Source organism: Bacillus sp. FSL K6-1284 (assembly GCF_038002625.1).
GTDB classification, from domain to species: Bacteria; Bacillota; Bacilli; order Bacillales; family Bacillaceae; genus Bacillus; species Bacillus paralicheniformis.
The window spans coordinates 503,397-528,415 of sequence record NZ_JBBOCW010000001.1 but is presented as its reverse complement, the minus strand read 5'-3'; the positions used below and the strand labels follow the sequence as shown (position 1 = coordinate 528,415).

Genomic DNA, 25,019 nt, shown 5'->3' with positions numbered 1-25,019 from the left:
TTCGCGGCAGCTACCATATATGTACTCGGGAGAGGCTCGAAAGGATACTTTTCTTTTTTCCTAAAAACCTAACTTTCTCGAAATGTCAAGCGCCGCCTTTTTCACTCTTTCGGTCAAATAAGGAAGACGGTCTTTCTGAAAGCGGGCTTCAAACCCGGCGATGCTGATCCCCGCCGCGACTTCGCGCTTATGATTGAAAATCGGCGCGGCGATCGCAGAGGTGTAGTCTTCGAGCTCCGAATGACTGACCGTGCAGCCGCTCCGGTACGACTCATTCAAAATATGGATCAGCTCGTTCTTATCCCGGATCGTACCGGAAGCGATCGGCACCAGCTCTGTTTTCTTGATATAGGCATCCCGCTCTTCTTCAGGCAAAAATGTCAGAATGCTTCTTGCGCAGGCTCCGGCATATAAAGGGGACCGCCTCCCGATCGCTGTATAGAGGCGAACGGTCTGCGTGCCCTCAATTTTTTCTATATACATCGCTTCATTTCCCTGCCTCACGATCAAATGGACGGCTTCATCCACGTCATCGCGGAGTTCTTCCATGATAGGCAGAGCGATTTTTCGGATATCAAGCCTTTCTGAAACAAGGTGGCCGTATTGCAAAAACAGCAGTCCTAAAGCATACATCCCGTTCTCGTCACGGTCGAGAAAACCCATTTCTTCGAGAGAACAAACCATGCGGTAGACAGATGTTTTCGGCATGCCTGTCAGCTCAATCATGTCGCCCAGTGAGAGCCTTTCTCTCGTCAGGAACAGATTGAGCAGGGTCATAGCTTTGACAACTGTTTTGTTTTTATGTTCCATGCCTTCCCCCTCCTGATACACATCACACCTATCATAACATGTATTCAAGCTTCAATCGGGCGGAAAGTTCGCTGATTTTCGTCTCCCGTTCGATGTAAATGCGCTCTGCTTCCTGAAGGCTGACAAGCTGAAACTGTACCTGCTCGCCCGGCATCATCTGCGTCACCTGTGAAAAATCGGCGGATACGATATGGGCGATTCTCGGATATCCGCCCGCTGTCTGTCTGTCTGCGAGAAGAACGATCGGATTGCCGTCAGGCGGCACCTGAATCGTTCCGAACGATACCGCTTCAGAGATCATTTCCAGCGGCTGAGTGAGTTCGAGCGCTTCTCCTTGAAGACGGTACCCCATCCGGTCGGATTTGGCCGTCACCCGGAATGTATCCGCGAAAAAGCGTTCTTGCGATGATGAGGTGAAGCAAGCGAACTGATCGCCTTTGATGACACGAATGACCGGATTCTTTTTTAACGGGAGAAAATATTTGCGGTCGACAGCCCACTTCGGAGCCCCAAAGCCTAAGCCATCGCCATGGTCTGCAAGCTTTCTGTACATCGCTTCCGACAACGGCGTCGGGCTGCCTAGCGATAACACGTCTCCCTTTTGAAGCGCCCTTCCTTGAAAGCCGCCGAGCCCTGCTCTGACATATGTGCTTTTGCTTTCCATCACAGGCGGCACATCAATCCCTCCGGCCACCGCCATGTATGCACGGCTTCCGCGCTTGCACATGCCGAATGTCAACACACTGCCTTCTTTGATGAAAACCGGACGCCAAAGCGGGACTTCTTCGTCATTTACCATCAGTGAAAAGTCAGCGCCCGTCACCGCTATAAGAGCCGGTTTTTGAAAGCGGAGAGACGGCCCCGGTCCCATCAGCGTCACTTCAAGTGCAGCTTCGTTCTGGCTGTTCCCCGCGAGGAGATTGGCAATCCGCAAAGAATCGGCATCCATGGCCCCGCTGACAAGCACGCCGTATTTTTGAAAACCTGCGCGGCCCAAGTCTTGAACCGTCGTCATCAGACCCGGCTTTAACACTTCTATGCTCAAGATTTTCCCTCCTTCAGCGCGTGATACTCCTCTTCTGTCACGCTGACAAATTTCACGATATCCCCTGCTCTCAGAAGGCTCGGAGGCTGTTCATAAGGCTTGAATAATTCAAGCGGCGTATTGCCGATCAGCTGCCAGCCGCCCGGCGTTGAAAGGGGATAGACGCCTGTTTGCATGCCGGCGATTCCCACGGAGCCGGCGGGAATCGAAGTCCGCGGAGAGGACCGCCGCGGCGCGGCTATCTTTTCAGACATTCCGCCTAAGTAAGGGAAGCCCGGCGCAAAGCCGATCATATAAACGAGGTACTCACCCGAGGTGTGAATATCGATGACTTCCTGTGCAGTCAGTCCGTTGATGTCGGCCACTTCCTCCAAATCAGGGCCGAAACGGCCGCCGTAACAAACCGGAATTTCCACCGTACGCTGATTTGTTTCTTCTTCCATTGTGAGCTCTTGGAGATGATGTTCGATGAGGGCTTTTACCTTTTCATACGGAGAATCAACAGCCTTGCCGCTCTCCATCTTGCGGTATACTTCAAACGGCTGATAGAAAACGGTCACACTCGTGAAAGCCGGCACACACTCAATAAAACCGGGAAACGGATCGTTTTCAATCCGCTTTGTCAGTGCACTGACGACACGATGCGTCTGTTCGCTTATCCCCTCTCCGAGCTGAATGATAACCGCGGAGTCGCCGAGCGGAGACATTGTCACATTCGATAGATTTTTCATTCTGTTTCACCTTGCCTTTCATCCCCTTAAATCAAAAATCAATACAGATAAACCACTCTGTATTGATTTTGAGATCCTATAACACGCCAAATTGTTCGTCCCGAACATCGGTAACCAGCATATGGCCGGGCGAATGCGTGATCATCAGCTCCGGCTTTACGTGCATGGCGACGGCCTGAGGGGTGACGCCGCATGCCCAAAATACCGGAACTTCTCCTTTTTTTATCGTGACCGCATCGCCGAAATCGGGTTTTGCGATGTCTGTTATACCGATGGCTTCAGGACTGCCGATATGGACAGGTCCTCCGTGAACAGCGGGAAACCTTGATGTAACCTGAACGGCACGCACCGCCTGCTCTTCCGGAACCGGCCTCATACTGACAACCATCGGCCCTTGAAAACGGCCTGCCGGGACACAAGGAATATTCGTTTGATACATCGGAACATTTCGCTTTTCTTCAATGTGTCTGACAGGGATTCCGTTATTGATTAACGTTTGTTCAAACGTAAAGCTGCAGCCGATTAAAAAACCGACCATGTCGTTTTCCCATAAAGAATGGATATCGGTCACTTCATCCGCCAATTCGCCGCGCCTGTATACGCGGTATTTCGGAAAATCGGTGCGGATATCGGCATCCGGCGCCGTGATGGACGGAACCGGAGATCCGGGATCTGTGACATCGAGAATCGGACACGGCTTTTGATTGCGCTGGCAAAACAGCAAAAACTCAAAAGCGAGCTCTTTTTTCAAAATCACCAGGTTTGCCTGGGTAAAACCCCCGGCCATCCCGGCTGTCGGACCCGTTATTTCGCCTTTTCGAATCAGGGCCCTGACTTCGTCAGGGCGCATTTCATTTACATGACGCAACGATATCATCCCCATAACTTAGGAATTTCATTGATTAACGTATAGCCTCCCATGACCGCCATGACAATAACGACCAGAATACCCGGAATTGTAAGCCAGATCGGATGCCTGTAGTCGCCGACGATATTCTTCTTATACGCGCCGATCAAAAGGGATCCGAGTGCGATCGGTAAGATTAAACCGTTTAATGCGCCGGCAAGCACGAGAAGGTTGACCGGCTTACCAATTGTTACAAAGCAAATCGTTGATACGATAATAAAGACAATAATAATGCCGCGCGAATTCTTTTCAATTTTCGGAGAAAACGTTTTAAAGAAAGATACGGACGTATAAGCAGCGCCGATTACAGATGTAACAGCAGCTCCCCACATGACGAGACCGAAGATTTTGTAGCCGATATTTCCCGCAGCAAGCTGGAAGACAGAAGCCGGCGGGTTATCCGGATTAATGTGCAGGCCTTTTGAGACGACTCCAAGTACAGCAAGGAAAAGCGCAATTCTCATGACAGATGTGATCAAAATGCCGGAAACAGAGCTTTTCGTTACTTCAGGAATCGCAGCCCTCCCTTTAACACCCGCATCAAGCAAACGGTGTCCGCCGGCAAATGTAATGTATCCGCCGACCGTACCGCCGACAAGCGTCACAATCGCAAGAATGTCGATATTATCAGGCATGATCGTTTTTGTTACTGCTTCTCCAACCGGAGGACCGGTCGTAATCGCAACGTACACCACTAATAAAATCATGACAAAGCCCGCGATCAGCGTAAACCGGTCCATCGCTTTTCCCGCTTCTTTAATGACAAAGATCAAAACCGCGATCGCGGCGCTGATGATCGCACCCGTCTGCGGTGTAATGCCGAATAAAACCTGGAGGCCGAGACCGGCGCCTCCGATATTGCCGATGTTGAAAGCAAGCCCGCCCAGAACGACGAGAAAGGCGATGACATAGCCGAGTCCCGGAAAGACGAGGTTGGCGATTTCCTGCCCTCTTTTTTCAGAAACCGCAATGATTCTCCATACATTGGTTTGAACGAAGATATCTAAAATGATGGAAACGAGGATGACAAAGCCGAAGCTTGCAGCCAAGCTCTGTGTAAAGACTGTGGTTTGCGTTAAAAATCCCGGCCCGATTGAGGATGTGGCCATTAAAAAAGCGGCGCCCAAAAGCAACGTCCAGTTGCTTGATGACGCTTTTGTTTTTTTATTTTGTTTCAAATGGTATTCCTCCTTTTGTCAACATCATGTAGAAAAAGCTTGTATTTTAATATCTGCTGCTCTGAGTTCACGGCGGATTTTTTTCGCAAACTGAAGCGCGTGTGCACCATCTCCGTGAATGCACACCGTATCTGCTTTAAGGCTGACATCCGTTCCTTGCAGGCTGCGGACTTTGCCTTCTTTGACCATGCGGATCACCTGACCGACGGCTTCATCATCATCATGAATCAGCGCATCATTCTGGCGGCGGGAAGTCAGCGTTCCGTCTTCCTGATATGTACGGTCGGCGAACACTTCGTGAGCCGTTTTCAAACCGGCTCTTTCACCGGCAAGCACAAGTTCGCTTCCCGCCAAACCGAATAAAATCAGTTCCGGGTCTGTTTGATAAACTGCACGCGCGATCGCATCCGACAGTTCCCGGCTTTGCGCCGCCATATTATACAGTGCGCCATGGGGTTTCACATGCTGCATGGTCACACCTTCGGCCTTTAAAAATCCTAAAAGCGCACCAATTTGATACACGACAAGATCGTATGCTTCTTCAGGTGTAATCGCCATATTGCGGCGCCCGAATCCCGCTAAATCGGGAAGTCCCGGATGCGCGCCGATTTTCACGCCTTTTTCCGCCGCCATTTTGACGGTTTTGCGCATGACGCCAGGGTCTCCGGCATGAAATCCGCAAGCGATGTTGGCTGATGTAACAAATTCGAGAATCTCCTCATCGAGCCCGATTTTATAAGCGCCGAAGCTTTCTCCAAGATCGCAGTTTAAATCAACTTGATTCATCAAATCCCCCCTATATATTGATGCACATTCGGTCGAATTTTAGTATATCCCTCATTTTGTTCCGATTTTCGGAACCTTAATTCCGAATAATCAAACTTGAATAGATTATATCAAGGATTTGCCCGCTTGGCATCATATTGTTAGAAAACCTCACATAAAATAAATCATTTTTCCTAAAAAGTTTTAGCTGAAAAACCTGATTTCACAAGGTTTTTTCAGCTTGCTTCAGCCCATGAATATTTTTTATTTTGCACCAAAAAAGAGCCGTAAATCGGCTCTTTTTTCAAGCTAGGACAATACCCAGTGCCTGATCGCTTTTGCGACTCCGTGTTCGATATTGGAATCCGTGATCCAGTCTGCGGTTTCTTTGACGATTTCCTGGGCGTTCCCCATGGCAACGCCTAAACCCGCTTCTTTGATCATGGCGATATCATTTAAACTGTCTCCGACCGCCATCACGTGTTCCATCGTAAAGCCGAGGCGCTCGCATACTTTTGCCAAAGCGGCCGCTTTATTGATCCCGATGGCGTTGACTTCAATATTGGTCGGGCTTGAATTGCTGACTTCCAATTCTTTGTTCTTTTTCAGCTCTTCCAAGACCCGGTTTCTGACGTCGTCATCCGGAATATCAAAGCCGAATTTCAGCCATTCATACGCCTGAATATCCTCAGGAAACTCGCCTCTCCACACTTTATCGACGCTGGCGGCCCAGAAATCGGTGTTGTGCAGATTGCGCAAATCCCACATCATTTGGACATGATCGGGATGAAGCAGCTGACGCTCGACCAGGTTGAAAGACGAATCCCAAATTTCACTGCCGTTTGCCGTGATCAAAAAAGAAGACAGTTCAAGCGACTCCGCCAACTCCCGGCACGTCATCAGCGTCCGGCCGGTGCTGAGCACGACATAAATCCCTTTTTCCTCTGCTTCTTTAATCGCATTTCTGTTTTCATCAGAAATGGTCTGTTCATCATTTAATAGTGTTCCATCCATATCCAGAGCTACTAGCTTCACATCGATTCGATCTCTTTGACTGACTGACACGATATTTAAGATACCTCACTTTTTTTAGGCTTTTATCTATTCTAATATAAAAATCGGCCAGGACAAAGAAATCTTAAACGAGCTGTTCCGCCGCCCGTGCGATATGCTCTGCGGTCAAACGGTAATATTTTTTCAAATAATCGATCGTCCCGACCTGTCCGAAGGCTTCATGAACCCCGATTCTCTTGAGCGGAGCGGGATGATGTTCACTCAGCACTTCCGCGACTGCGCTTCCCAATCCGCCTATGACATTATGGTTTTCTGCTGTGACAATCGCATTCGTTTTTTGTGCGTAGCGAATCACGGTTTCTTGATCGATCGGCTTGATGCAATACATATCGATGACCGCTGCATCGATCCCTTTTTCTTTTAGCAGTTCTGCCGCCCGCAAAGCTTCTGCGACCATGATGCCGCTGGCAAACAGCGCCGCATCGCTGCCGTCTTTGAGAACTTTTGCTTTTCCATCTGCAAATGTTTCATGTTCATCATAAAGTCTGACCGCCTTTTTTCTGATCGTCCTGATATAGTGAATGCCGTACTCCGCCGCAGCCTTTTTGATCAAAAATTGGAGCATTGCCGCATCGCTCGCTTCATAAACAAAGGCATTCGGGATTAGCCGGGCGAGTCCCAAATCTTCAAAGGCCATGTGTGTTCCGCCGTTATGTTCAGCCGTAATTCCCGAATCTGAACCGAGAATCTTGATGTTTGTTTTGGCATAGGCACCTGAAACAAACAGCTGATCAAAGCAGCGTCTTGTCGCAAACTGGGCGAACGTGTGAACAAACGGGATTCTTCCGGTTAACGAAAGCCCGGCCGCAATCCCTATCATATTGGCTTCCATGACCCCGCAATTGATCACTCGCTCGGGAATGCGCCGTTTAATTTTGTCCATGGAAATCGAGCTCATCAAATCCGCTTCCAACGCCACGATGTCCGCGTTTTCCTGAGCCAGTTCATAAACGGCCGAGCTGTATGCCTGCCTCATTTCGACAGCATCCAGCTTGACATTTGCTGCCGCCTCATTCATGCCCTCACTTCCTTTTCTTCAAGCGTCATCATGATCTTTTCGATTATGCGATTTTGTTCATCATTCGCTCTAATGTGGTGGCTGTTCTCCATATTTTCAAAATAAGGGATGCCCTTTCCCTTCACCGTATCAAGGATGACGGCAACCGGCCTTTCCCGCTGGGCTTCTCCTCTTTTGATCGCTTGATAAATCGCATCCGGTTCATGTCCGTTTACCCTTTCGGAATAAAAACCGAAGGCTGAAAATTTGCTGACAAAATCCAGCGGATCAATAATATCTTTAGTCGGACCGTCCAGCTGTTGTTTATTATCATCCACAAACACATAAAAATTGTGGAGCTTATGGTGTGCCGCGAATTGGATCGCTTCCCAACATTGACCTTCATTCAGCTCCCCGTCGCCGACAATAACAAAGGTCCGGTTAGAGCGTCCTGAAAGCTTGTGCGACAGTGCGACTCCTGCCGCAGCCGAGATCCCCTGGCCAAGCGACCCGGTCGTCATATCGACTCCCGGTGTTAAATTCCGGTCAGGATGCGACGGAAGAGCCGTGCCGTTTTGGTTTAGCGTATAGAGCCCATCTTCTTCAAAATAGCCGGTAAGATGAAGCGCTGCATACAAGGCGGGGCCGCCGTGCCCTTTTGAAAGAATAAAAAAGTCACGATCTTCCCACGACGGATTGGCGGGATCTATTTTCATCACCTTTCCATATAAAACGGCCAACACATCGGCGATTGACAAGCTGCCTCCATAATGCCCAAAACCGAGGTGATGAAGCTGTTTCAGTGTCAGCAGCCTGATTTGGTCACGAAAACGTTCCATATTGATTTCCTTCACTGACATCATTGCCCACTCCTTTATGCTTCAGCTTTATGATCGGACTTCCCCGCCTTTCCGCGTTTAAAGCCCAGTAAGACCGCACCGGCCACTACCGCTGCAATTCCAATTACAACTCCTCCTGCCCCCAGCAGTTTCAACGCATGCCCAAGCACGATTCCTGTCGCGGCAAAGTCGGTATCGGAAAATGTCGTATTGGCAAAGCCTAAATCACCCATGACCGGCAGCAGAAACACAGGGAAAAATGTAATGATCAGACCGTTGACAAAAGACCCCAAGACCGCTCCCCGTATCCCCCCTGCAGCGTTTCCGAAGACGCCGGCCGAGGCCCCTGTGAAAAAGTGGGGAACCACTCCGGGAAGAACGATGACGGCTCCGGCTGCTCCGAGAATCAACATGCCGGTGATGCCGCCAATGAAGCTGCAAAAAAAGCCGATTAGTACGGCGTTTGGTGCGTACGGAAAAATGATCGGACAATCCAGTGCCGGCTTGGAATCCGGCACAAGTTTGTCAGATATGCCTTTAAAAGCCGGAACGATCTCTGCGAGCACGAGTCTGACTCCCGAAAGAATAATAAACACCCCTGCCGCAAATGTGACCGCTTGAATAACGGAGAAGACAAGGTAATGTGTACCGCCGCTCAACTCGCGCTCCACATAGCCCGCTCCTGCAAATAAGGCAATCAAAACGTACAAGATGGTCATGGTGAGCGCAATGCTGACAGAACTGTCCCTTAAAAATCCGAGGCCCTTCGGAAACCCGATTTTTTCAGTCGAGCGCGAGCCCTTGCCTGCTGCTTTGCCAATTAACCCGGACACAGCGTAACCGATTGAAGAAAAGTGGCCGAACGCGACCTTATCATTGCCTGTTATCTTTTTCATAAAAGGCTGAACCATTGCCGGAAACACACTCATTGTCAAGCCGAGTGAAACCGCTCCGACGCCGATCAAAAACGGACCCTTCAAACCCGCCACCGCCAGTATGACGGCGATTAAACAAGCCATATACAATGTGTGATGGCCCGTCAAAAAAATGTATTTTAATCTGGTAAAACGGGCGATTAAGATGTTGGACAGCATCCCGAAAAACATAATCAGCGCTGTCGCCGTCCCGTATTCGTTGAGCGCCATCGCGACAATCGCTTCATTGTTCGGAACGACGCCGTTCACATGAAAGGCGGCTTGAAACATCTTTCCGAACGGCTCAAGCGAACCAACAAGAATACCCGCCCCGGCTGAAATCACGATAAAACCTAAAAACGATTTCGTCGTCCCTTTCACGATTTCATTGGCCGGCTTTTTTTGAAGCAGAAGACCGATAAAAGAAATGGCTGCAATTAATACAGCCGGCTGGCTTAACACATCCATCATCAGCTTTAGCGCTCTTTCACCCATTTGCAGTTCCTCCTTTTCTGTGATTAAAGCACTCCTTTTTCCTGCAATGTTTTAACCAGTTTTGTTTTCAGTTCATCCATGTCTATAATGCTTTCAAGCACGACGATATCCCGCAGGTGGGCTGCTCCTTCCGCGATATCTTTGGCAACGACAAACAAATCCGCTTGATCAGGAGACGCTGAGCTCAAATCCGAATGATCCACCTCGATCTCCATTAACCCCATTTCCTGCAAAATATCTTTAATATTCATTTCCAGCATAAAACTGCTTCCAAGTCCTGATCCACAAACTGCCAATATCTTCATGTTACCCCTCCTGTTTTTAATTGGATGAATAGGCTTCGATTAAACGTTTGATATGATCCAACGACTCGGTTTCCTTTAAGGAGTCCTGATTTTCTTTATTGCTGAGAAGCCGAGTCAGTTGGGAAAGCGCCTTCAGATGTGTCGTATGGTCAACCGCCGCAATGCAAAACAAAAGCCTTACCGGATACTGTTCATCATCCAAAAAATAGACCGGTTCCTTCAGTTTCAGGAGACTCATTCCCACCTTTCGGACGCCTTTTTCAGGTCTTGCATGAGGAACGGCAATCTCGGGGCCGATGATCATATAAGGTCCCATCTTTTTGACATTGTCGATCATGGCATCTGTGTATTCCTTCAAGATCACCTCCTTATCAAGCAAAGGCTTTGCCGCTGTTTGAATCGCTTCTTCCCAGCTTTTGATTTGGTCAGCCATTTTAATGGTTTCATCTGTCAACAGATCTTTCAGCACTGGTCGTTTCCCCCTTGTTTCCGTCACTTTTTGAATAAATATAATATTTTTCAATGCTTCTCTTAGGCCTTTTTCGTCTATGATTTTGGCGTGCTTCTTGAGGATGTGAAGAAATTCGTCTGTCAAAAGCTCCTTTTGCTTCACGCCGAACAGTTCCTGATACACTTCATTGACAAGCCTGCTTTTTTCAGCGGGCGTCATCAGCGGCCCGACCATGTAGTATCGTTTTTTGGTTTTAAGCTCAACGGTGGAAAACACGGCATCATAACGGTCAAAGACGTCAGGTGTGAATGCCTGCAAAGACATCGCCTTCTCAACGACAATCTCTGAAAATAGCGATTCAAGCTGGCGCCTGACCATCAAGGATGAGCTGACACCGCTCGGACAAATGACGACAGCTGTCTTTTTCGATGATCCGGACTGTACCGGCTGCTCAAGCAATGCACCAAAGTGAATCGTGATAAAGCCGATTTCTTCTTCTGGAACCGGTTTGTTCAGCAGCGCTTCAAGGTGCCGCATCAGCTTTTGAACGATGGTAAACAGTTCTTTGTGCTCTTTCTTAATCTTGCTGAGCAGGGGATTGTGAATCGGAATGCGGTATTTCATTCTGAAATATGCCGGCTTCAAGTGCCGATAAAGAGATTCCGCCACCTCGCGTCTCCTCGGAAATGTGATGCATGCTCTTGATTCAAATTCAAACACAAGCTTTTCACACAGCTGATAAAGCGGATCATGCGCCGGCTGTTGTCCAAATGAAAGCCCGAGCAGCTGGATCAAAATGTAGCACAGTTCGGTTTCATAGACGGGAATCCGAAGTTCATTCACAAGCCTTACGGCTGCGTTTTTCAGCGGACTTTGCTTTAAAAGCTCCCCCTCCTCCTGGTGAAAACGAACAATTTTTCCTTCGGCCACTCTGATCGAATACATCATCAGAAAGTAAACAAATTCATTGAGCCTTTCTTCAACGAGTTGAATCCTGTATTCTTTCGAGACAAGTTCAACCGCTCTTTTCGTTTCTTGTTGTGTGTGATCGCACGAGCCGGAAACTTTTAAAATATAATGAAGGATTTCTTTGCCGTAAGGCTTTTGCAGAAAATAAGAAAGGTGGTGCATGACAGGAACTCTTTTATCAAACTCGCTTCCTATTAAATGATAGCCGCGCTGTCTTGTATATCTGATCGCCACCAAAAACGGAGCCAGCGCCTCATTCGCTTTTTTCACATCATTCATGACCGTATTTTTGCTGACCTGCAATAACTGTGTGAGATGAGCGGATGAAATCGGCTCCCTGCGGACAAACAGGAACATGTACAAGGCTTTGATCCGCTCTTCCTGTGTAAAAATAAACGAGCGGCCGATGTCTGAACAGGCTTCGGAGAACCGCAATTCAAGCAATTTTTCCGGAACGGCCAGCCGGTTTTTTCTTTTATATTCGATTTCAGGCAGCTGCTTGCCGGTCAGCCAATAATTGATTTTGTCTAGGTCATAGCAGATTTGCCGTTTTGATAATTGAAAATGATCAATCAGCTGATGCATGGTCGCTTCTCTGACACGCAGCAAATATTGAAGCAATTGAGCCGGACGTTTCTCGTTGATCATTTTTGCGCCCCCCTTATTGCCATCATATAATAAAGCGTTTTCATTTTGTTTGCCGATTGGGTACAATTCATGGGACTTCCGATCTTCAAGATTGGTCTGATATCCTTCTTTTTTATCGTACAAGCATGAAAAAACCTCTCAAAAGGTGTTGAGAGGTTTTTTTCTATCAATCAGCTGTCATGCCAATATACTTTCATCAAATCTTCCGACCACTTCGGCTGTATGATTTGCCCTTTCGGAAGAAACTCTTTCATTACCGGTTTGATATCGATTACAGGTGTTCCGTCAATCGCATCCAACCCTTTCACTACAAGCTTGCTCCCGGATTTTTCAAGGAGTGTCACAACGGTTGCGCCGAGCCTGTTGGGTCTGTTTTTTCCCCGTTGGGCGAAAATGCCTGTCTCAGGATAGTTTTGATTGTTTCTCGGGCGCCTCGCCTGATATTGTATTTGATCCTCTTTTACTTGATGAAAGTAAAAGATAATGTCCAAATGAGAAAATGCTTCGATCCCTTTTAAAGCGTCCGGATGAATATCTTCAGCCAAATTAATTTCAGAAATCACATCGCCCCAATGATCATCCTGCGGCACAGTCCGCAAGTTTTTCACAAACGCGACAGGCTTTAATTCTATCAATTTTATCCCCCACTTTCACTTCGGTTCCATAAAAATCCCGATCTCCGCTTTCGCTGCCGGTTTTCCGTTTACTGAGGCGGTTCCGTTGCCGAATAAAAACCCTCTTTTAAAGCGGGAAACTTCAAAATAAAGATCAAGTTTGTCTCCCACAAAGACCTTGCCGGTGTATTCAGCTTTTTTCACCGAAGACAGAAAGCCGATCTCAGCCGGGTCTTTGAGCGCAGTAAATGCAGCGGTTTGAGCCAGCGCTTCAATGATAATAGAAAATGGCATTTCCTTTTGGTTTTCCGTGATAAACCAGTCGTTTTCCGTTATGAATTTATATCCTTTCACCCATTTTCCCGGCTCGCTCTCAACAACACGGTCAATGAATAGAAACGGGTATCGATGCGGCAGTAGAGAATTGTTCACGCTGATCATCCTTTTTTACATGATTATACCGCAGTTTCATTTTTTTCTCTTTTATTTAACGCGATGACACAGAATGAAGCTGCTGAACACTCAAACATTCCACCATGACAAAAAGCCGGGGTCTAAGCCCCCGGCTTTGCTTCATCAATTCGATTTCAGATTGTCCGGGAAGACGGTCAGATCCACTCCCCATAAATTCGGCAGAATGTAAAACACAGCTCCGACGATTAAAATCAGTGTGAAAATATTAATAACAAAGCCGGTTCGAACCATCTCGCTGATCTTCAATTTGCCCGATGCGAAAATAATTGCATTCGGCGGCGTGCCGACCGGCAACATGAAGGCGCAGTTTGCCGCCATTGCAGCAGGCACCATTAATGCATACGGGTGAACATTCAGCGCTAAAGCGAGCGAGGCCAGTACAGGCAGAATCATAGTCGCCGTAGCCGTATTCGACGTAATCTCCGTCAAAAAGAGCACCAATGCCGCTGAGATAACAACAATGACCACAAAGTTAAATCCATCCAACACCGTAAGCCTTCCGCCGATCCACTCGGCGAGACCCGTTTCTTTAAAACCGGTCGCGAGCGCCAAGCCTCCTCCGAATAAAAGGAGAATCCCCCACGGCAAGTCCTTCGAAACCGACCAGTCCAATACCCTGCCCCCTTTATTGAGCGAAGGGATCAAGAAGAGCAATGAAGCTGCGAATATCGCAATCATTGTATCGTCAATACCGGGTATTTTGTCATCCCATAAAAATGTCCTTGTCACCCACATAAACGCGGCAAACCCGAAGACAAGCAGAACCATTGTTTCTTCAAAGCTCATCTTTCCGAGCTTTCTTTTTTCTTCGAGAATCAATTCTTTTCCGCCCGGAAGCTCCTTCATCTTGATCGGATGCGCCACTTTCGTCAAGTACAGCCATACCGCTACAAGCAAAATGACAACGACCGGAACGGCAAAAGCCATCCAACCACCGAAAGACACTTCAACTCCGTACAGCTTCTTAATATTGGCCGCCAAAATAATGTTCGGCGGTGTGCCGATTAGCGTACCGAGCCCGCCGATCGTCCCCGCATACCCGATGCTGAAGATCAGCGCTTTTGAAAATTTCGCTTCTTCTCCGGCTAAATCTTTTCTTTCAGATTTCATGACGGCTGATACCTGATGAATGATAGCGGTTCCAATCGGAAGCATCATCATCACCGCGGCCGTATTTGAGACCCACATGGACAAAAACCCTGTGGCCGCCATAAACCCGAGGACGATCCTTGACGTGCTCGTTCCCACTACAGAAATGATATTAAGCGCGATCCGTTTATGAAGATTCCAGCGCTCCATCGCAAGTGCAATCAAAAAGCCTCCTAAAAATAAAAAAACGATTGGATCGCCGTAGCTTGACGTGACAGCTGCCCCTTCCAGCGCCCCGGTCAGCGGAAGCAGCACGATCGGCAGCAATGATGCAGCCGGAATCGGAACAGCTTCCGTAATCCACCATACCGCAACCCACAACGTGGTCGCCAATACCATTCTTCCTTCATGGCTCAGACCCTCGGGAAAAAAGAACAAAAGGACGGCGAAAAACAATGCAGGACCTAGCAGCAGTCCGATTTTCTGAGGCGTTTTATAGCTCGGCGGCTTTTCTTCCTTCATGGTTTGCTCCGACTTGATCTTTAAATCAGCATCTTTTCCCGCCCTGACAGGCATGGCGAACAAAAGCAGCCTCTTTGCTTCCCGGTGTGATCTCCAAAGCATATCCCATGCTGACACAACGCTTGATTTCATCAAAAATCCCCCTTCCCCTCTATCGATAAAGCGCTTACAATAGTAAATAAAAAGTAAGCTGCCGACTGTCGACAGTTATAACTTAATTATAACGGACAGCTAATGGCAGTCAACACTTTTTTGTCACAAAATACTCAATATTATGGTAATTTTAGGTTGATGGTATTTCTCTCTTTTTGCTAGACTATTAGTGATTTCCGCAGTGAAAAATAAACGAGGTGAACAGCGTGAAGTTTTCCATACAACGTGCAGTCTCTTATCATGATCAAGTCCATCATTATTTAAAAGATATGATTATTAAAGGAGGATATCGACCCGGCGAACGGATCTACGAATCCAAAATCGCCAAGGAGCTGCAAGTGAGCCGCAGCCCCGTCAGGGAGGCGATTCGGACACTTGAACAAGAAGGATTATTATCGATAGATGATAAATCAAAAATTACAGTTTATGAACCGACAATCAAAGACCTTGAAGAAATATACCAATGCCGCCAGGCGCTCGAATCCCTGGCCGTTTCATTGGCAACCCGCCTTGCTTCAAATGCAACACTGGAGCTCATTTCCGAAACGCTCTCTGAAGCGCGCAAGCACCAGGAAACCCAAAGTCCGGAGTCGGCCAATGCGCTTCTTCGCCTAAATACGCGATTTCATGATGTCATCATCGAAACGAGCGAAAACGAACGCCTGCAAAAACAGCTGCTTGATTTGCGGTCGCTGACCTTTTTCTATCGGAGCAAAAACCTTGAAAAACCGGCGCGCACCCTTGACATCATCAATCAGCACGAGGAGATTCTGCGTCACATGCAGGACAGAAATGACGCCAAGGCTGCCGAATCAATGAGGAAGCATATAGAGGCAGACCTTTGCTATTTAAAAGAGGTGTTGTTCGGAAGCAGTTCCGCACGCTAAAAAAGCAGGGTTACCCCTGCTTTTTTCAGCTCTGGCAGACAAATTCGGCTGTGCGGTTGATCCCTTTGATGATATCAGGAAGGCGGTCGCGTTCATTCACAATATAAACGCGCTGAAACCCTGCGGCTGCAGCCTTCTTCCCCGCTTCTTCCGTGAGGCAGACCGCCTGCAGACGGGCAGCCGTTTTTTCCGGATGGAGGCCGATTGTCTCAGCCTCGTTTACGAACAGCTCGACGCATGTTCGATTCGCAAAGATCACGATATCAACAGGAAACTCCTCGATCTCCCGTTTAATGATCGATGTAAAGCGGCTGTCGATCATCCTGTCATGTGTAATCAATACCTCACACCCGGAGTGCGGTTGATTTTGCACGGCTTCCCGGCTGCCGATCAGCAAACAGCTGTCCGAAACCGGCATTTCCGCCTGCAGAAAAGCGGAAAATCCCCGTTCTTCAAGAGCTGCTTTTACATGCAGATCTGAAGCGTAGAGCCGGCCGCGCATTTCCCTGACATCGATCTTCAAAGCGGCAAGCCGGCTGAAAAATCTGCGCAGTGACGCACTTGAGGTGAACAGCAGGCTGTCAAAAGAAGCAATTCGCTCTAAAACTGTATCGTCAGGCACCGTTTCGAGTGATTTCCATTTCGGCCATTCAACAACTTCAGCGCCTTGTTCACGAAGCGTCTCCACCGGGACTCGCTCTTCTTCACAGCTTTTGACCGCCATCATGTTCAGCCCGATCAAAGGCTTTTCTTCAAACCAGCTGTTCTGCCTGAATGATACGATGTCGCCGATGACGATGATCGCGGGATTTTTAATTTGATGCTCGGTTATTTTTTCCCTGATATTCTGCAATGTCCCTTTAACGCTCCGCTGCCGGCCCCATGTGCCCCATTGGATGACCATCGCGGGAACAAGGGGAGACTTGCCGTGTTTCATCAGCTGCTCGCATATATAACCAAGGTTTTTGATCCCCATGTAAAAGACGAGGGTTTGGACGCCTTTGGCCAGCCCTTCCCAATTCATTTCCGGTTTGCCCGATTTATCATGGGCGGTGACAACGGCAAAGGATGAAGCGAAATCGCGGTGGGTCACAGGCAGTCCGGCATAAAGAGGCGCGGCGATTCCCGATGTAATGCCGGGCACCATTTCGTACGGGATGCCGTGTTCGCTGACGGCTGCCGCTTCTTCTCCGACTCTGCCGAACACGCTCGGGTCTCCTCCTTTCAGCCGGACCACTTTGAGGCCTTGCAGCCCCTTTTCAATGAGCAGTGCATTGATTTCACTTTGTTTCATATAATGGCGGTCCGGGAGCTTGCCGCAGTAGACAAATTCACATGATGCTTTTGCATGCTCAAGCAGCCGGGAATTGACGAGCCTGTCATACAATATGACATCCGCCGCCTCGATCAGCTTTCTTCCTTTTAATGTGATCAATCCTGAATCGCCCGGTCCGGCCCCGACAAAATATACTTTCCCATTCCCCATCAACTGTCATCCTTCCATCTGCCGATTCTGTGAACGCGTTTGTTTTTTTAATAAAGAGGGATCACGTTCAGCGACCCTTGAGGCTTTTGACAATACATGTCTTTGAGCCGTTTAATAAACGATATACAAATCTTCGCCTTCAACGACCGTTTCGTATGTCTGAACACACCCTGTATCAGGCTCTTGGACTTTGCCGTCTTCAAGGCTGATCTTCCAGTCGTGCATCGGACAGAAGACGAATTTGCCGCTTACCATTCCTTCGGCAAGCACGCCCCCTTTGTGGGGGCAGCGGTTTTCAATCGCGCGGACATTGCCGTTTGAAAGCTTGAATACCGCGATTTCCTTGTCCTCGATAAGCACTGTCTTCCCAAGCTGATTCGGCAAATCCCCGATCTTCGAAACAAACACCTTTGTTAAGTTCTTGTTCACCATGTGAATTCCTCCTCAAGTTGATTTCTCATTTTAAGAAGTGACAACATTTTCGAATAGCTGTTTTGTTGTCTTTTCGTCTTCCAAAAAGTCTTTCCACGGGTCTTTATGGACAGACAGCGCTTGATTGATGCGGTCATTCAGCTCTTTGCGTTTTTCTTTATCATTCAATACGGATTGGACGTGGGACAAGCCGACACGTTCGATCCAAGCAGATGTCCGTTCTAAATAGTTGGCTGTTTCACGATAGTATTGGAGATACGCGCCTGTGATTTCGATGACTTCTTCAGCCGTTTTGACTTTCATTAACAGATCGCCTGCGCGCAAATGCGTGCCTCCGTTTCCGCCGACGTAAATTTCCCAGCCACCGTCGATGCCGACGACGCCGATATCTTTAATGCCGGATTCAGCGCAGTTTCTCGGACAAGCGGAAACCGCCATTTTAATTTTGTGAGGCGTGTAGAGCCCTTCAAATTTTTTCTCAAGGTCAATTCCGAGGGCCATTGAGTCTTGCGTGCCGAAGCGGCAGAACTGTTCGCCGACACACGTTTTTACGGTTCTGAGCGTTTTTCCGTAAGCAAATCCTGAAGGCATGTCAAGATCAGCCCATACTTTCGGAAGATCTTCTTTTTTGACGCCGATCAGGTCGATCCGCTGGCCGCCGGTCATTTTCACTAGCGGAATTTCATATTTGTCGACGACATCAGCGATGCGCCGCAAATCATTCGAATTGGTAACCCCGCCGTACATCCGTGGTACAACTGAATATGTGCCGTCTTTTTGAATATTGGCGTGCATCCGTTCATTGACGAAGCGGGATTCTCTTTCATCTTCATATTCCTTCGGATTGATCATGCCGAGGTAGTAGTTAAGCGCAGGGCGGCATTTGGAACAGCCTTCCGCCGTTTTCCAGCCGAGCACGTTCATGACTTCTTTCGTATGGGTCAGCCCTTTTTCTCTGATTTCGGCCACGATTTCGTCTCTTGACAGGTCCGTACATCCGCAAATCGCTTCTTTTTGTGCTGAAGCATCAAACTCTGAGCCGAGCGTATGCTGAAGAATCTCAGCGACAAGCGGCTTACATCCTCCGCAAGAGCGTGATGCGCCTGTGCAGGCTTTAATTTCATCCGTCGATGTGCAGCCCTGCTCTTTGATCGCCTGAATGATCATTCCTTTCGAAACGCCGTTACAGCCGCATACGATCTCATCGTCGCTCATCGCAGCGGTCAAGCTCATGCCTTCTTCCTGATTCAAAGGCTGTAAGATTGAAATTTTAGAAGTATCTGAAATATCTGCTCCTTTTTGAATCATGGAAAACAGCCTGTTACCTTCGCTGCTGTCTCCGAACAGTACGGCGCCGATCACCTGATTGCCGCGCAGAACGATTTTCTTGTAGATTCCGTCCTGTTCGTCAAACACTTTAAGCGCTTTTTTGTCTTCTCCGTCATCCTCATTAAAATCACCGGCAGAAAAGACCTCAACACCGGAAACCTTCAGCTGGGTTGATAAAACAGACCCTTCATACGGAGCTGTTTCAACGCCGCAGATTTTTTTGGCAAGCACTTTCGCCTGTTCATAAAGAGGCGCGACAAGTCCGTAGGCAATGCCTCTATGTTCCGCACATTCTCCGACAGCATAAATGTTGGGAACTTCGGTTTCCATGTAATCATTGACGACGATTCCTCTGTTTACCGGAAGGCCGCAGTCTTTGCCGAGCTGAACGTTCGGCTTGATTCCGACCGCCATGACGACCAAATCGGCTTCAAGCATTGAGCCGTCTTTGAATTTTAAGCCTTCGACACGCGTTTCTCCGTAAATTTCTTCTGTCTGCTTTTCCAGCAAAAATTTCATGCCCTGCTTCTCCAGCTCTTTTTGCAAAAGCCGTCCTGCGGTTGCATCAAGCTGACGCTCCATCAAATATGGCGCGAGATGGATAACGGTAACGTCCATGCCAAGGTTAAGAAGTCCGCGCGCTGCTTCCAGTCCCAGCAATCCGCCGCCGATAACGGCTGCTTTTTTGTACGTTTTGGAAGCTTCGAGCATGATATCCGTATCCTTGATATCACGGAATGCTGTTACACCTTCTTTATCCGCTCCGGGCAATGGCAGAATAAAAGGGAGAGAACCTGTCGCCAAAATCAGTTCATCATACGGCTGGACTCTTCCCGCATCCGTGATGACGGTTTTGGACTCCGGATCAACTTTAACGACTTCTTCCCCCGTATACAGCTGAATCCCGTTTTCTTCATACCAATCCCAATCATTCAGTGTAATGTCCTTAACATCCGTATCTCCTTGAAGCACTTTGGAAAGAAGAATCCGGTTATAGTTTGGGTGCGGTTCGTTTCCAAAAATCGTGATCTGAAACTCTTCGCTTGAAATTTTAAGAATTTCTTCAACGGCCCTGACCCCGGCCATACCGTTCCCTACCAGGACTAGCTGCTTTTTTTTCACTATGATCCTCCCCTTTTTCAAAACAATTCACTATACGCCCTAAACAAGTATTCTGTTTACATCTTTAAAACTATCACAAATTATAGTTAATTTTGTAAACTTTTTATGACTTTTTATGACAATTTATTCACATAATTGTCAACTGACGGACGAATTTTTACGGAGCAAACCTTAAATCCCGGCATTCTGCAAGACGGATCGAGGGTTTCCGCTATCAAATCGTTCACATTTTGCGAATCTGCCCAATGCATCGGCACAAAAATGGTATCCGGCCTGATGGCTTCCGATAATTTGCTCCTGACAATGATGCTGCCTCTTTTTGACTCCACCCTGACCAGCACCCTGTCGCTAATGTTGTACTTTTCCGCCGTTTTCGGATGAATTTCCATAAATGATTCAAAGTGTCTGGCCTTGAGTGCAGCGCTCCTTCTCGTCTGTACTCCGGTTAAATAATGAGACATCACCCTTCCGGTCGTCAGATAAAGGGGATACTCTTCAGTCGGTTCATCTTTTTTGATCATTGGTTCGTTCGGGACGACGCACATTTTCGCTTTTTTGTCCGGGTGGGCAAAGGATGATTCAAACAGGCGCTGTGTCCCGGGGTGTCCCTGTTCGGGACAAGGCCATAAAATGCCGCCTTCCTTTCTCAGACGTTCATAAGTGATGCCCGAATAGTCGGCAATTCCGCCGCGGCTCGCTTTTCTTAATTCATTAAAAACATCCTCTGCCGATCGATATGAGAAATAACGGCCTTTTCCAAGCGCAGCAGCAATATCGCAAATCATTTGCCAGTCATGCCTCGCTTCACCGGGGCACGGTTTTGAGGCTTCCCTTAATGTCACTCTGCCTTCCAGATTGGTCATCGTTCCTTCGTCCTCGAGATAGGATGATGCGGGGAGAATGACGTCCGCGAGTCTAGCCGTTTCAGAAAGAAACAAATCAACGGCGGCAAAAAACTTTAATTTTCCCAAAGCGGATTTGACAAAGCCTGCGTTCGGACTGGATACAACAGGGTTTGAACACATTAAAAACATCCCGGTAATTTCGCCTTCATGAACTTTCTCCATCATTTCATAGGCGGATACACCTTTTCCTGGAAGGTCTTCAGCTTTTATGCCCCAAACATCCGCAATATAAGCGCGGTCAGCTTCGTTTTCAATCGACCGGTACCCTGGCAGCTGATCTGCTTTCTGGCCGTGCTCCCGCGCCCCCTGCCCATTTCCTTGTCCGGTGACGGCGCCGTAGCCGCAAGCAAATTTGCCGATTTTCCCAGTTAATATTAGAATATTCAGTAAATTTCTGACGGCAGCCGTTCCGTCCGTTTGCTGTTCAACCCCTCTTGCCGTGAACAGCATTCCCGTCTCCTCACGGGCAAATTTTACTGCAGCTTTTTTAATCTGCTCGATTTGTATCCCGGTTTTGGCCGAAATGTCTTCAAGTGATAAAGACGCCACATGGCGCTTGACCTCTTCAAAACCTTCAGCTCTCTCTCTGAGAAAAGCTCCGTCTGTCAGCTGTCCTTCAATGATGACTTTCAGCATACCGTTTGCGAGCGCGGCGTCTGTCCCCGGCTTGATTTTCAAATGCAGATCGGCGATCTTGGCCGTTGCCGTTTCGCGGGGATCGATGACAATGATGTAGGCCCCGTTTTGCTTCGCTTCTTCAAAATACGGCATGATCGTCGGCTGGCACTCTGCGATATTCGTACCTGCGAGGATGATGACCCTTGCATGGGGGATCTCGGAAAGGGCATTTGTCAGCCCCCGGTCCATTCCAAAGGTTTGATTTGCAGCTGTAGCGGCCGCCGACATGCAAAGCCTGCCGTTGTAGTCAATATGCTTCGTCTTCAAGGCGACGCGGGCGAACTTCCCCAGCAAATACGCTTCTTCGTTTGTAATGGACGCGCTGCCGTATACACCCAAAGCATCGCGGCCATCTTCATGCTGGATCGCTGTTACTTGCTCTTTGATGTACTGAAGCGCTTCATCCCATGTCACACGGACGAAGTCGCCGTTTTTTTTGATCAGCGGATGGGTGATCCTCTCCGAATGAAAGGCATGCTGGTGGGCGTTCATCCCTTTCATGCACAGCCGTCCTTTTGTCGTCGGATTGTCTTTTCCGACCGCCGTGTATTTTTTTCTTGTCACAATTGTCTGTTCAATGAGCTGCATTTTGCACTGCATGCTGCAAAATGGACATTGGGTGTCATACGTTTTTTCGGATTGCACTTCTTTTTGCTTCGTGCGAAAGTACTTTAGCAATCGTTCTGTCAATTCACATCAGCCCTTTTATCGTTTCTTGCTGAGCCAGCCGCTTCTCTTTTTCAAGCCGTTCGATCAGCTGGCCGCGAAGTCCGTTGTCAAATAAAACTTCCCGGATATGAATGATGCCGGCGCGTTCAATCCAATGCCCGACCTTCTCAAGATAATTTGCTGTTTCACGGTAATATTGAAGCAGGCCTTTCATGAATTCCCCCGCTTCCTCCGCCGAGTCGGCTACTGAAAGCAGCTCTCCCGGAGAAGCATGCTGGCCTCCTTGGCCGCCCGCATAAATCTCCCAGCCCCCGTTTACTTTGAGAAGTCCGATGTCATGAACTGAAGCGTACACGCAATCATCCAAACAGCCCGACACCCCGATCGAGACCTTGGCCGGAATGAGGAGGGATTCTGCTGCTTTTTCCAAGTCTGCCGCCAATGTTTGTATCTGTGGTTCGCCTCGTGAACCGCATGTGCACGTTTTAACCGCGGCGATCCCATGCTGAGGCGACGGGCAATGCCGCATGCCGAGTTCTTCTTTCACGCGCTCTATATACTCCGGCTTGATACCAGCAAGCTTTAATCTCTGATGGTGTGTCATGTACACCTCTTGTATTTGATACTTTTCAATCACTTCTGCAATGCGCTTCAGCTCTTCGGCATTCGTTCGGCCTCCGTACATTTGCGGAATCATTATATCCGTCTCCTCATCGCGCTCCTCATAGATGATGTCCGGACGGATCATTTTTAAATAGTAGTGAATCGCGGGCACGCAAATCCGGCAGCCGCTGCTGTTTTTCCAGCCGAACGCCGAGATGACTTCGTGAACGGAAGAAAGATTTCTTATCTGTATTTCGTTCACGACTTCATCTTCCGTGAATGAAGTGCAGGCGCACATCGGCTGTTCCGCCGCAGATACATAATCATCCTGTTCAGCGGTATGGAGCAGCAGTTCTTCGACTAACGGCCTGCAGCCGCCGCATGATCCGGAAGCATTTGTACAGCCTTTGACCTCCTCGGCCGTCTTTAAACCGTGCGTCTGTATGGCTTCCATGATCGCGCCTTTTGAAACCGCGTTGCATTGACAAATCGTTTCACTAAGCGCCATAGAAACGACTGCACTGTCTTCTTCAGATTGAAACAGCTCTTTTTTGACAACGGTAATATCTCTTTGTTTGATCATGCTTTCCAACAGCCGTTGGCTGCCGCTCGTGTCTCCGTATAAAATCACGCCGGCCATTTTATCCCCTTGAAAGACGGCTTTTTTATAGATTCCTGACGCTTCATCTAAAAGTTTAATAGCCGTTGTCGAGTCGTCCTCTGTGATTTTCCCTGCGGAAAAGACGTCGATGCCGGAAATTTTTAGCGCTGCGGACTGGACGGAGCCCTGATAACCGGCACATTCGAGCCCGCAAATATGCCTGGCCAGCACTTTCCCCTGTTCAAACAATGGCTTGACTAGACCATAGACCGTTCCGTTATGCTCCGCGCATTCACCGACGGCGTAGACATTTGGAACATTTGTCTCCATATAGTCGCTGACGATGATCGCCCGGTTTGTTGCAATACCGCTCGCCTTGGCCAGTTCGATATTCGGTCTGACACCGGCAGCCATGACGATGAGATCGGCGCTGATCTTCGTCCCGTCTTTAAACCGCACACCCTTGGCGCGGGATCTTCCTAAAATCGCCTCTGTATCTTTATCCAAATGAAAATGAATCCCTTGGCGCTCCAGCTCTTTCTGGAGCATGGCAGATGCCGGCGGATCAAGCTGGTTCTGCATGATGCAGGAAGAGTGGTGAATCACATCAACCTTCATCCCGAGGTTTGCCAACCCTCGCGCCGCCTCAAGGCCCAAAATTCCCCCGCCGATAACGGCCGCTTTTTTAAACCGCTTTGATGCCTTTATCAATGCCCGGCAATCGTCTATTGTTCTAAAACCATATACCCCTTCTTTGTCTGCACCATGAACCGGGAGAATAAACGGGGAAGAGCCCGTCGCAATAATCAGTTTGTCATAAGAGATTTCGCGGTTTTGATCTGTCGCCACCGTCTGTTTAACCGTATGGATTGCGACAGCCGTTTCCCCTGTATAAAGGGTAATCCCGTTTTCTTCATACCAGCTCCGGCTTTTTGTCATCACATCGTTCCAATCCGTTTCTCCCTGAAGGACAGAAGACAGCAGAATCCGATTATAGCTGAGGTGTGGTTCGCTGCCGATGATGACGATCTCAAACTGGTTCCCGCCGTGTTGTAAAATTTCTTCGGCCGTGCGAACTCCGGCCATGCCGTTTCCTATTAAAACCAGCCTTTGTTTCCCCATTTTCTCCCCTCCTCTCTGCAGCTTTGCTCTGGATTATTATTTCACATTGCATCGCTAAAGCGTTCAAACCTGTTACATTTCCTGACAAAAAATTTTAGAAACAAGACGGTTTGACCAGTACTCATTGATGACGATTTAACGGCTTTGGCCGCCGATGTTAAAGTTCAACATTTTATCACATTTTTTATCACGTTCTGCTTGTTTC

General features: G+C 48.3%; 21 protein-coding genes. 1 reads left to right on the top strand and 20 read right to left on the bottom strand.

Annotated features, from left to right (window positions below; translation table 11 throughout):
• Positions 1-60: 60 nt before the first annotated feature.
• The 15 genes from MHB72_RS02600 to MHB72_RS02530 all read right to left on the bottom strand — a co-directional run bounded on the left by MHB72_RS02600 (position 61) and on the right by MHB72_RS02530 (position 14,959).
• Complete coding sequence (locus MHB72_RS02600; protein WP_095292531.1) at positions 61-810, bottom strand: IclR family transcriptional regulator; 750 nt, start codon at positions 808-810, stop codon at positions 61-63.
• A 31-nt stretch (positions 811-841) separates the two neighbouring features.
• Positions 842-1,855 carry a 5-oxoprolinase subunit C family protein gene (locus MHB72_RS02595; protein WP_025810102.1) on the bottom strand — a complete coding sequence of 338 codons (1,014 nt, stop codon included), beginning with the start codon at positions 1,853-1,855 and terminating at the stop codon, positions 842-844.
• Positions 1,852-2,586: a 5-oxoprolinase subunit PxpB gene (gene pxpB, locus MHB72_RS02590; RefSeq protein ID WP_020450206.1), complete on the bottom strand. Its 735-nt coding sequence runs from the start codon at positions 2,584-2,586 to the stop codon at positions 1,852-1,854. Before pxpB ends, MHB72_RS02595 begins: the two co-directional genes overlap by 4 nt.
• 76 nt (positions 2,587-2,662) lie before the next feature.
• Positions 2,663-3,463: a putative hydro-lyase gene (locus MHB72_RS02585; protein WP_302052732.1), complete on the bottom strand. Its 801-nt coding sequence runs from the start codon at positions 3,461-3,463 to the stop codon at positions 2,663-2,665.
• Positions 3,460-4,671: an NRAMP family divalent metal transporter gene (locus tag MHB72_RS02580; protein ID WP_101561607.1), complete on the bottom strand. Its 1,212-nt coding sequence runs from the start codon at positions 4,669-4,671 to the stop codon at positions 3,460-3,462. The genes MHB72_RS02585 and MHB72_RS02580 overlap by 4 nt, the downstream gene beginning before the upstream one ends.
• Before the next feature lie 24 nt (positions 4,672-4,695).
• Positions 4,696-5,457, bottom strand: coding sequence for a 5-oxoprolinase subunit PxpA (gene pxpA / locus MHB72_RS02575; RefSeq protein ID WP_216921851.1), 762 nt, complete (start codon positions 5,455-5,457; stop codon positions 4,696-4,698).
• Positions 5,458-5,745: 288 nt separating this feature from the next.
• Positions 5,746-6,501, bottom strand: a complete 756-nt coding sequence (locus tag MHB72_RS02570) for a Cof-type HAD-IIB family hydrolase (protein WP_020450202.1) — start codon at positions 6,499-6,501, stop codon at positions 5,746-5,748.
• A 73-nt stretch (positions 6,502-6,574) separates the two neighbouring features.
• Entirely contained in the window at positions 6,575-7,528 is a 954-nt protein-coding gene (locus MHB72_RS02565; protein WP_025810109.1) for a transketolase family protein, read from the bottom strand.
• On the bottom strand, positions 7,525-8,367 hold the full coding sequence (locus MHB72_RS02560; RefSeq protein ID WP_216921854.1) for a transketolase: 843 nt from the start codon (positions 8,365-8,367) through the stop codon (positions 7,525-7,527). The genes MHB72_RS02565 and MHB72_RS02560 overlap by 4 nt, the downstream gene beginning before the upstream one ends.
• Before the next feature lie 14 nt (positions 8,368-8,381).
• A complete protein-coding gene (locus MHB72_RS02555; RefSeq protein ID WP_023857915.1) occupies positions 8,382-9,755 on the bottom strand; it encodes a PTS ascorbate transporter subunit IIC in 1,374 nt (457 codons plus the stop codon).
• A 23-nt stretch (positions 9,756-9,778) separates the two neighbouring features.
• Positions 9,779-10,060: a PTS sugar transporter subunit IIB gene (locus tag MHB72_RS02550; protein ID WP_003179002.1), complete on the bottom strand. Its 282-nt coding sequence runs from the start codon at positions 10,058-10,060 to the stop codon at positions 9,779-9,781.
• A 16-nt stretch (positions 10,061-10,076) separates the two neighbouring features.
• Positions 10,077-12,128, bottom strand: a complete 2,052-nt coding sequence (locus MHB72_RS02545; protein ID WP_340901628.1) for a BglG family transcription antiterminator — start codon at positions 12,126-12,128, stop codon at positions 10,077-10,079.
• A 170-nt stretch (positions 12,129-12,298) separates the two neighbouring features.
• The gene (tsaA, locus tag MHB72_RS02540) at positions 12,299-12,763 is read right to left on the bottom strand and encodes a tRNA (N6-threonylcarbamoyladenosine(37)-N6)-methyltransferase TrmO (protein WP_023857917.1); all 465 of its coding nucleotides are present in this window, start codon (positions 12,761-12,763) and stop codon (positions 12,299-12,301) included.
• Between the two features lie 15 nt (positions 12,764-12,778).
• Entirely contained in the window at positions 12,779-13,174 is a 396-nt protein-coding gene (locus tag MHB72_RS02535; RefSeq protein WP_216921860.1) for a 3-hydroxyacyl-ACP dehydratase FabZ family protein, read from the bottom strand.
• 144 nt (positions 13,175-13,318) lie between these two features.
• Positions 13,319-14,959 (bottom strand): SLC13 family permease, encoded by a 1,641-nt coding sequence (locus tag MHB72_RS02530; RefSeq protein ID WP_023857919.1) that lies wholly within the window; start codon positions 14,957-14,959, stop codon positions 13,319-13,321.
• Positions 14,960-15,186: 227 nt separating this feature from the next.
• Here MHB72_RS02530 and MHB72_RS02525 point away from each other — a divergent pair, with 227 nt between their 5' ends.
• Positions 15,187-15,867: a GntR family transcriptional regulator gene (locus tag MHB72_RS02525; protein ID WP_216921863.1), complete on the top strand. Its 681-nt coding sequence runs from the start codon at positions 15,187-15,189 to the stop codon at positions 15,865-15,867.
• 25 nt (positions 15,868-15,892) lie between these two features.
• Here the strand turns inward: MHB72_RS02525 and cobA are convergent, their stop codons facing one another.
• The 5 genes from cobA to nirB (MHB72_RS02500) form a co-directional block, all read right to left on the bottom strand.
• The gene (gene cobA / locus MHB72_RS02520; RefSeq protein WP_216921866.1) at positions 15,893-17,353 is read right to left on the bottom strand and encodes a uroporphyrinogen-III C-methyltransferase; all 1,461 of its coding nucleotides are present in this window, start codon (positions 17,351-17,353) and stop codon (positions 15,893-15,895) included.
• 111 nt (positions 17,354-17,464) lie between these two features.
• Positions 17,465-17,785: a nitrite reductase small subunit NirD gene (gene nirD / locus MHB72_RS02515; protein ID WP_020450192.1), complete on the bottom strand. Its 321-nt coding sequence runs from the start codon at positions 17,783-17,785 to the stop codon at positions 17,465-17,467.
• Between the two features lie 30 nt (positions 17,786-17,815).
• The gene (gene nirB, locus MHB72_RS02510; RefSeq protein WP_023857922.1) at positions 17,816-20,236 is read right to left on the bottom strand and encodes a nitrite reductase large subunit NirB; all 2,421 of its coding nucleotides are present in this window, start codon (positions 20,234-20,236) and stop codon (positions 17,816-17,818) included.
• 113 nt (positions 20,237-20,349) lie between these two features.
• Positions 20,350-22,509 (bottom strand): assimilatory nitrate reductase catalytic subunit NasC, encoded by a 2,160-nt coding sequence (gene nasC, locus MHB72_RS02505; protein WP_101561613.1) that lies wholly within the window; start codon positions 22,507-22,509, stop codon positions 20,350-20,352.
• A 1-nt stretch (position 22,510) separates the two neighbouring features.
• Positions 22,511-24,814, bottom strand: a complete 2,304-nt coding sequence (gene nirB / locus MHB72_RS02500) for a nitrite reductase large subunit NirB (protein WP_216921882.1) — start codon at positions 24,812-24,814, stop codon at positions 22,511-22,513.
• Positions 24,815-25,019: the final 205 nt, after the last annotated feature.

Bases quoted from the DNA above. Each gene is read 5' to 3' on its own strand.
- MHB72_RS02555 (WP_023857915.1), bottom strand. From the start codon at position 9,755: ATGGGTGAAAGAGCGCTAAAGCTGATGATGGATGTGTTAAGCCAGCCG.
- MHB72_RS02565 (WP_025810109.1), bottom strand. From the start codon at position 7,528: ATGAATGAGGCGGCAGCAAATGTCAAGCTGGATGCTGTCGAAATGAGG.
- nirD (WP_020450192.1), bottom strand. From the start codon at position 17,785: ATGGTGAACAAGAACTTAACAAAGGTGTTTGTTTCGAAGATCGGGGAT.
- MHB72_RS02550 (WP_003179002.1), bottom strand. From the start codon at position 10,060: ATGAAGATATTGGCAGTTTGTGGATCAGGACTTGGAAGCAGTTTTATG.
- MHB72_RS02545 (WP_340901628.1), bottom strand. From the start codon at position 12,128: ATGATCAACGAGAAACGTCCGGCTCAATTGCTTCAATATTTGCTGCGT.
- pxpA (WP_216921851.1), bottom strand. From the start codon at position 5,457: ATGAATCAAGTTGATTTAAACTGCGATCTTGGAGAAAGCTTCGGCGCT.
- MHB72_RS02530 (WP_023857919.1), bottom strand. From the start codon at position 14,959: ATGAAATCAAGCGTTGTGTCAGCATGGGATATGCTTTGGAGATCACAC.
- MHB72_RS02560 (WP_216921854.1), bottom strand. From the start codon at position 8,367: ATGTCAGTGAAGGAAATCAATATGGAACGTTTTCGTGACCAAATCAGG.
- cobA (WP_216921866.1), bottom strand. From the start codon at position 17,353: ATGGGGAATGGGAAAGTATATTTTGTCGGGGCCGGACCGGGCGATTCA.
- MHB72_RS02600 (WP_095292531.1), bottom strand. From the start codon at position 810: ATGGAACATAAAAACAAAACAGTTGTCAAAGCTATGACCCTGCTCAAT.
- nirB (WP_216921882.1), bottom strand. From the start codon at position 24,814: ATGGGGAAACAAAGGCTGGTTTTAATAGGAAACGGCATGGCCGGAGTT.
- MHB72_RS02585 (WP_302052732.1), bottom strand. From the start codon at position 3,463: ATGATATCGTTGCGTCATGTAAATGAAATGCGCCCTGACGAAGTCAGG.
- pxpB (WP_020450206.1), bottom strand. From the start codon at position 2,586: ATGAAAAATCTATCGAATGTGACAATGTCTCCGCTCGGCGACTCCGCG.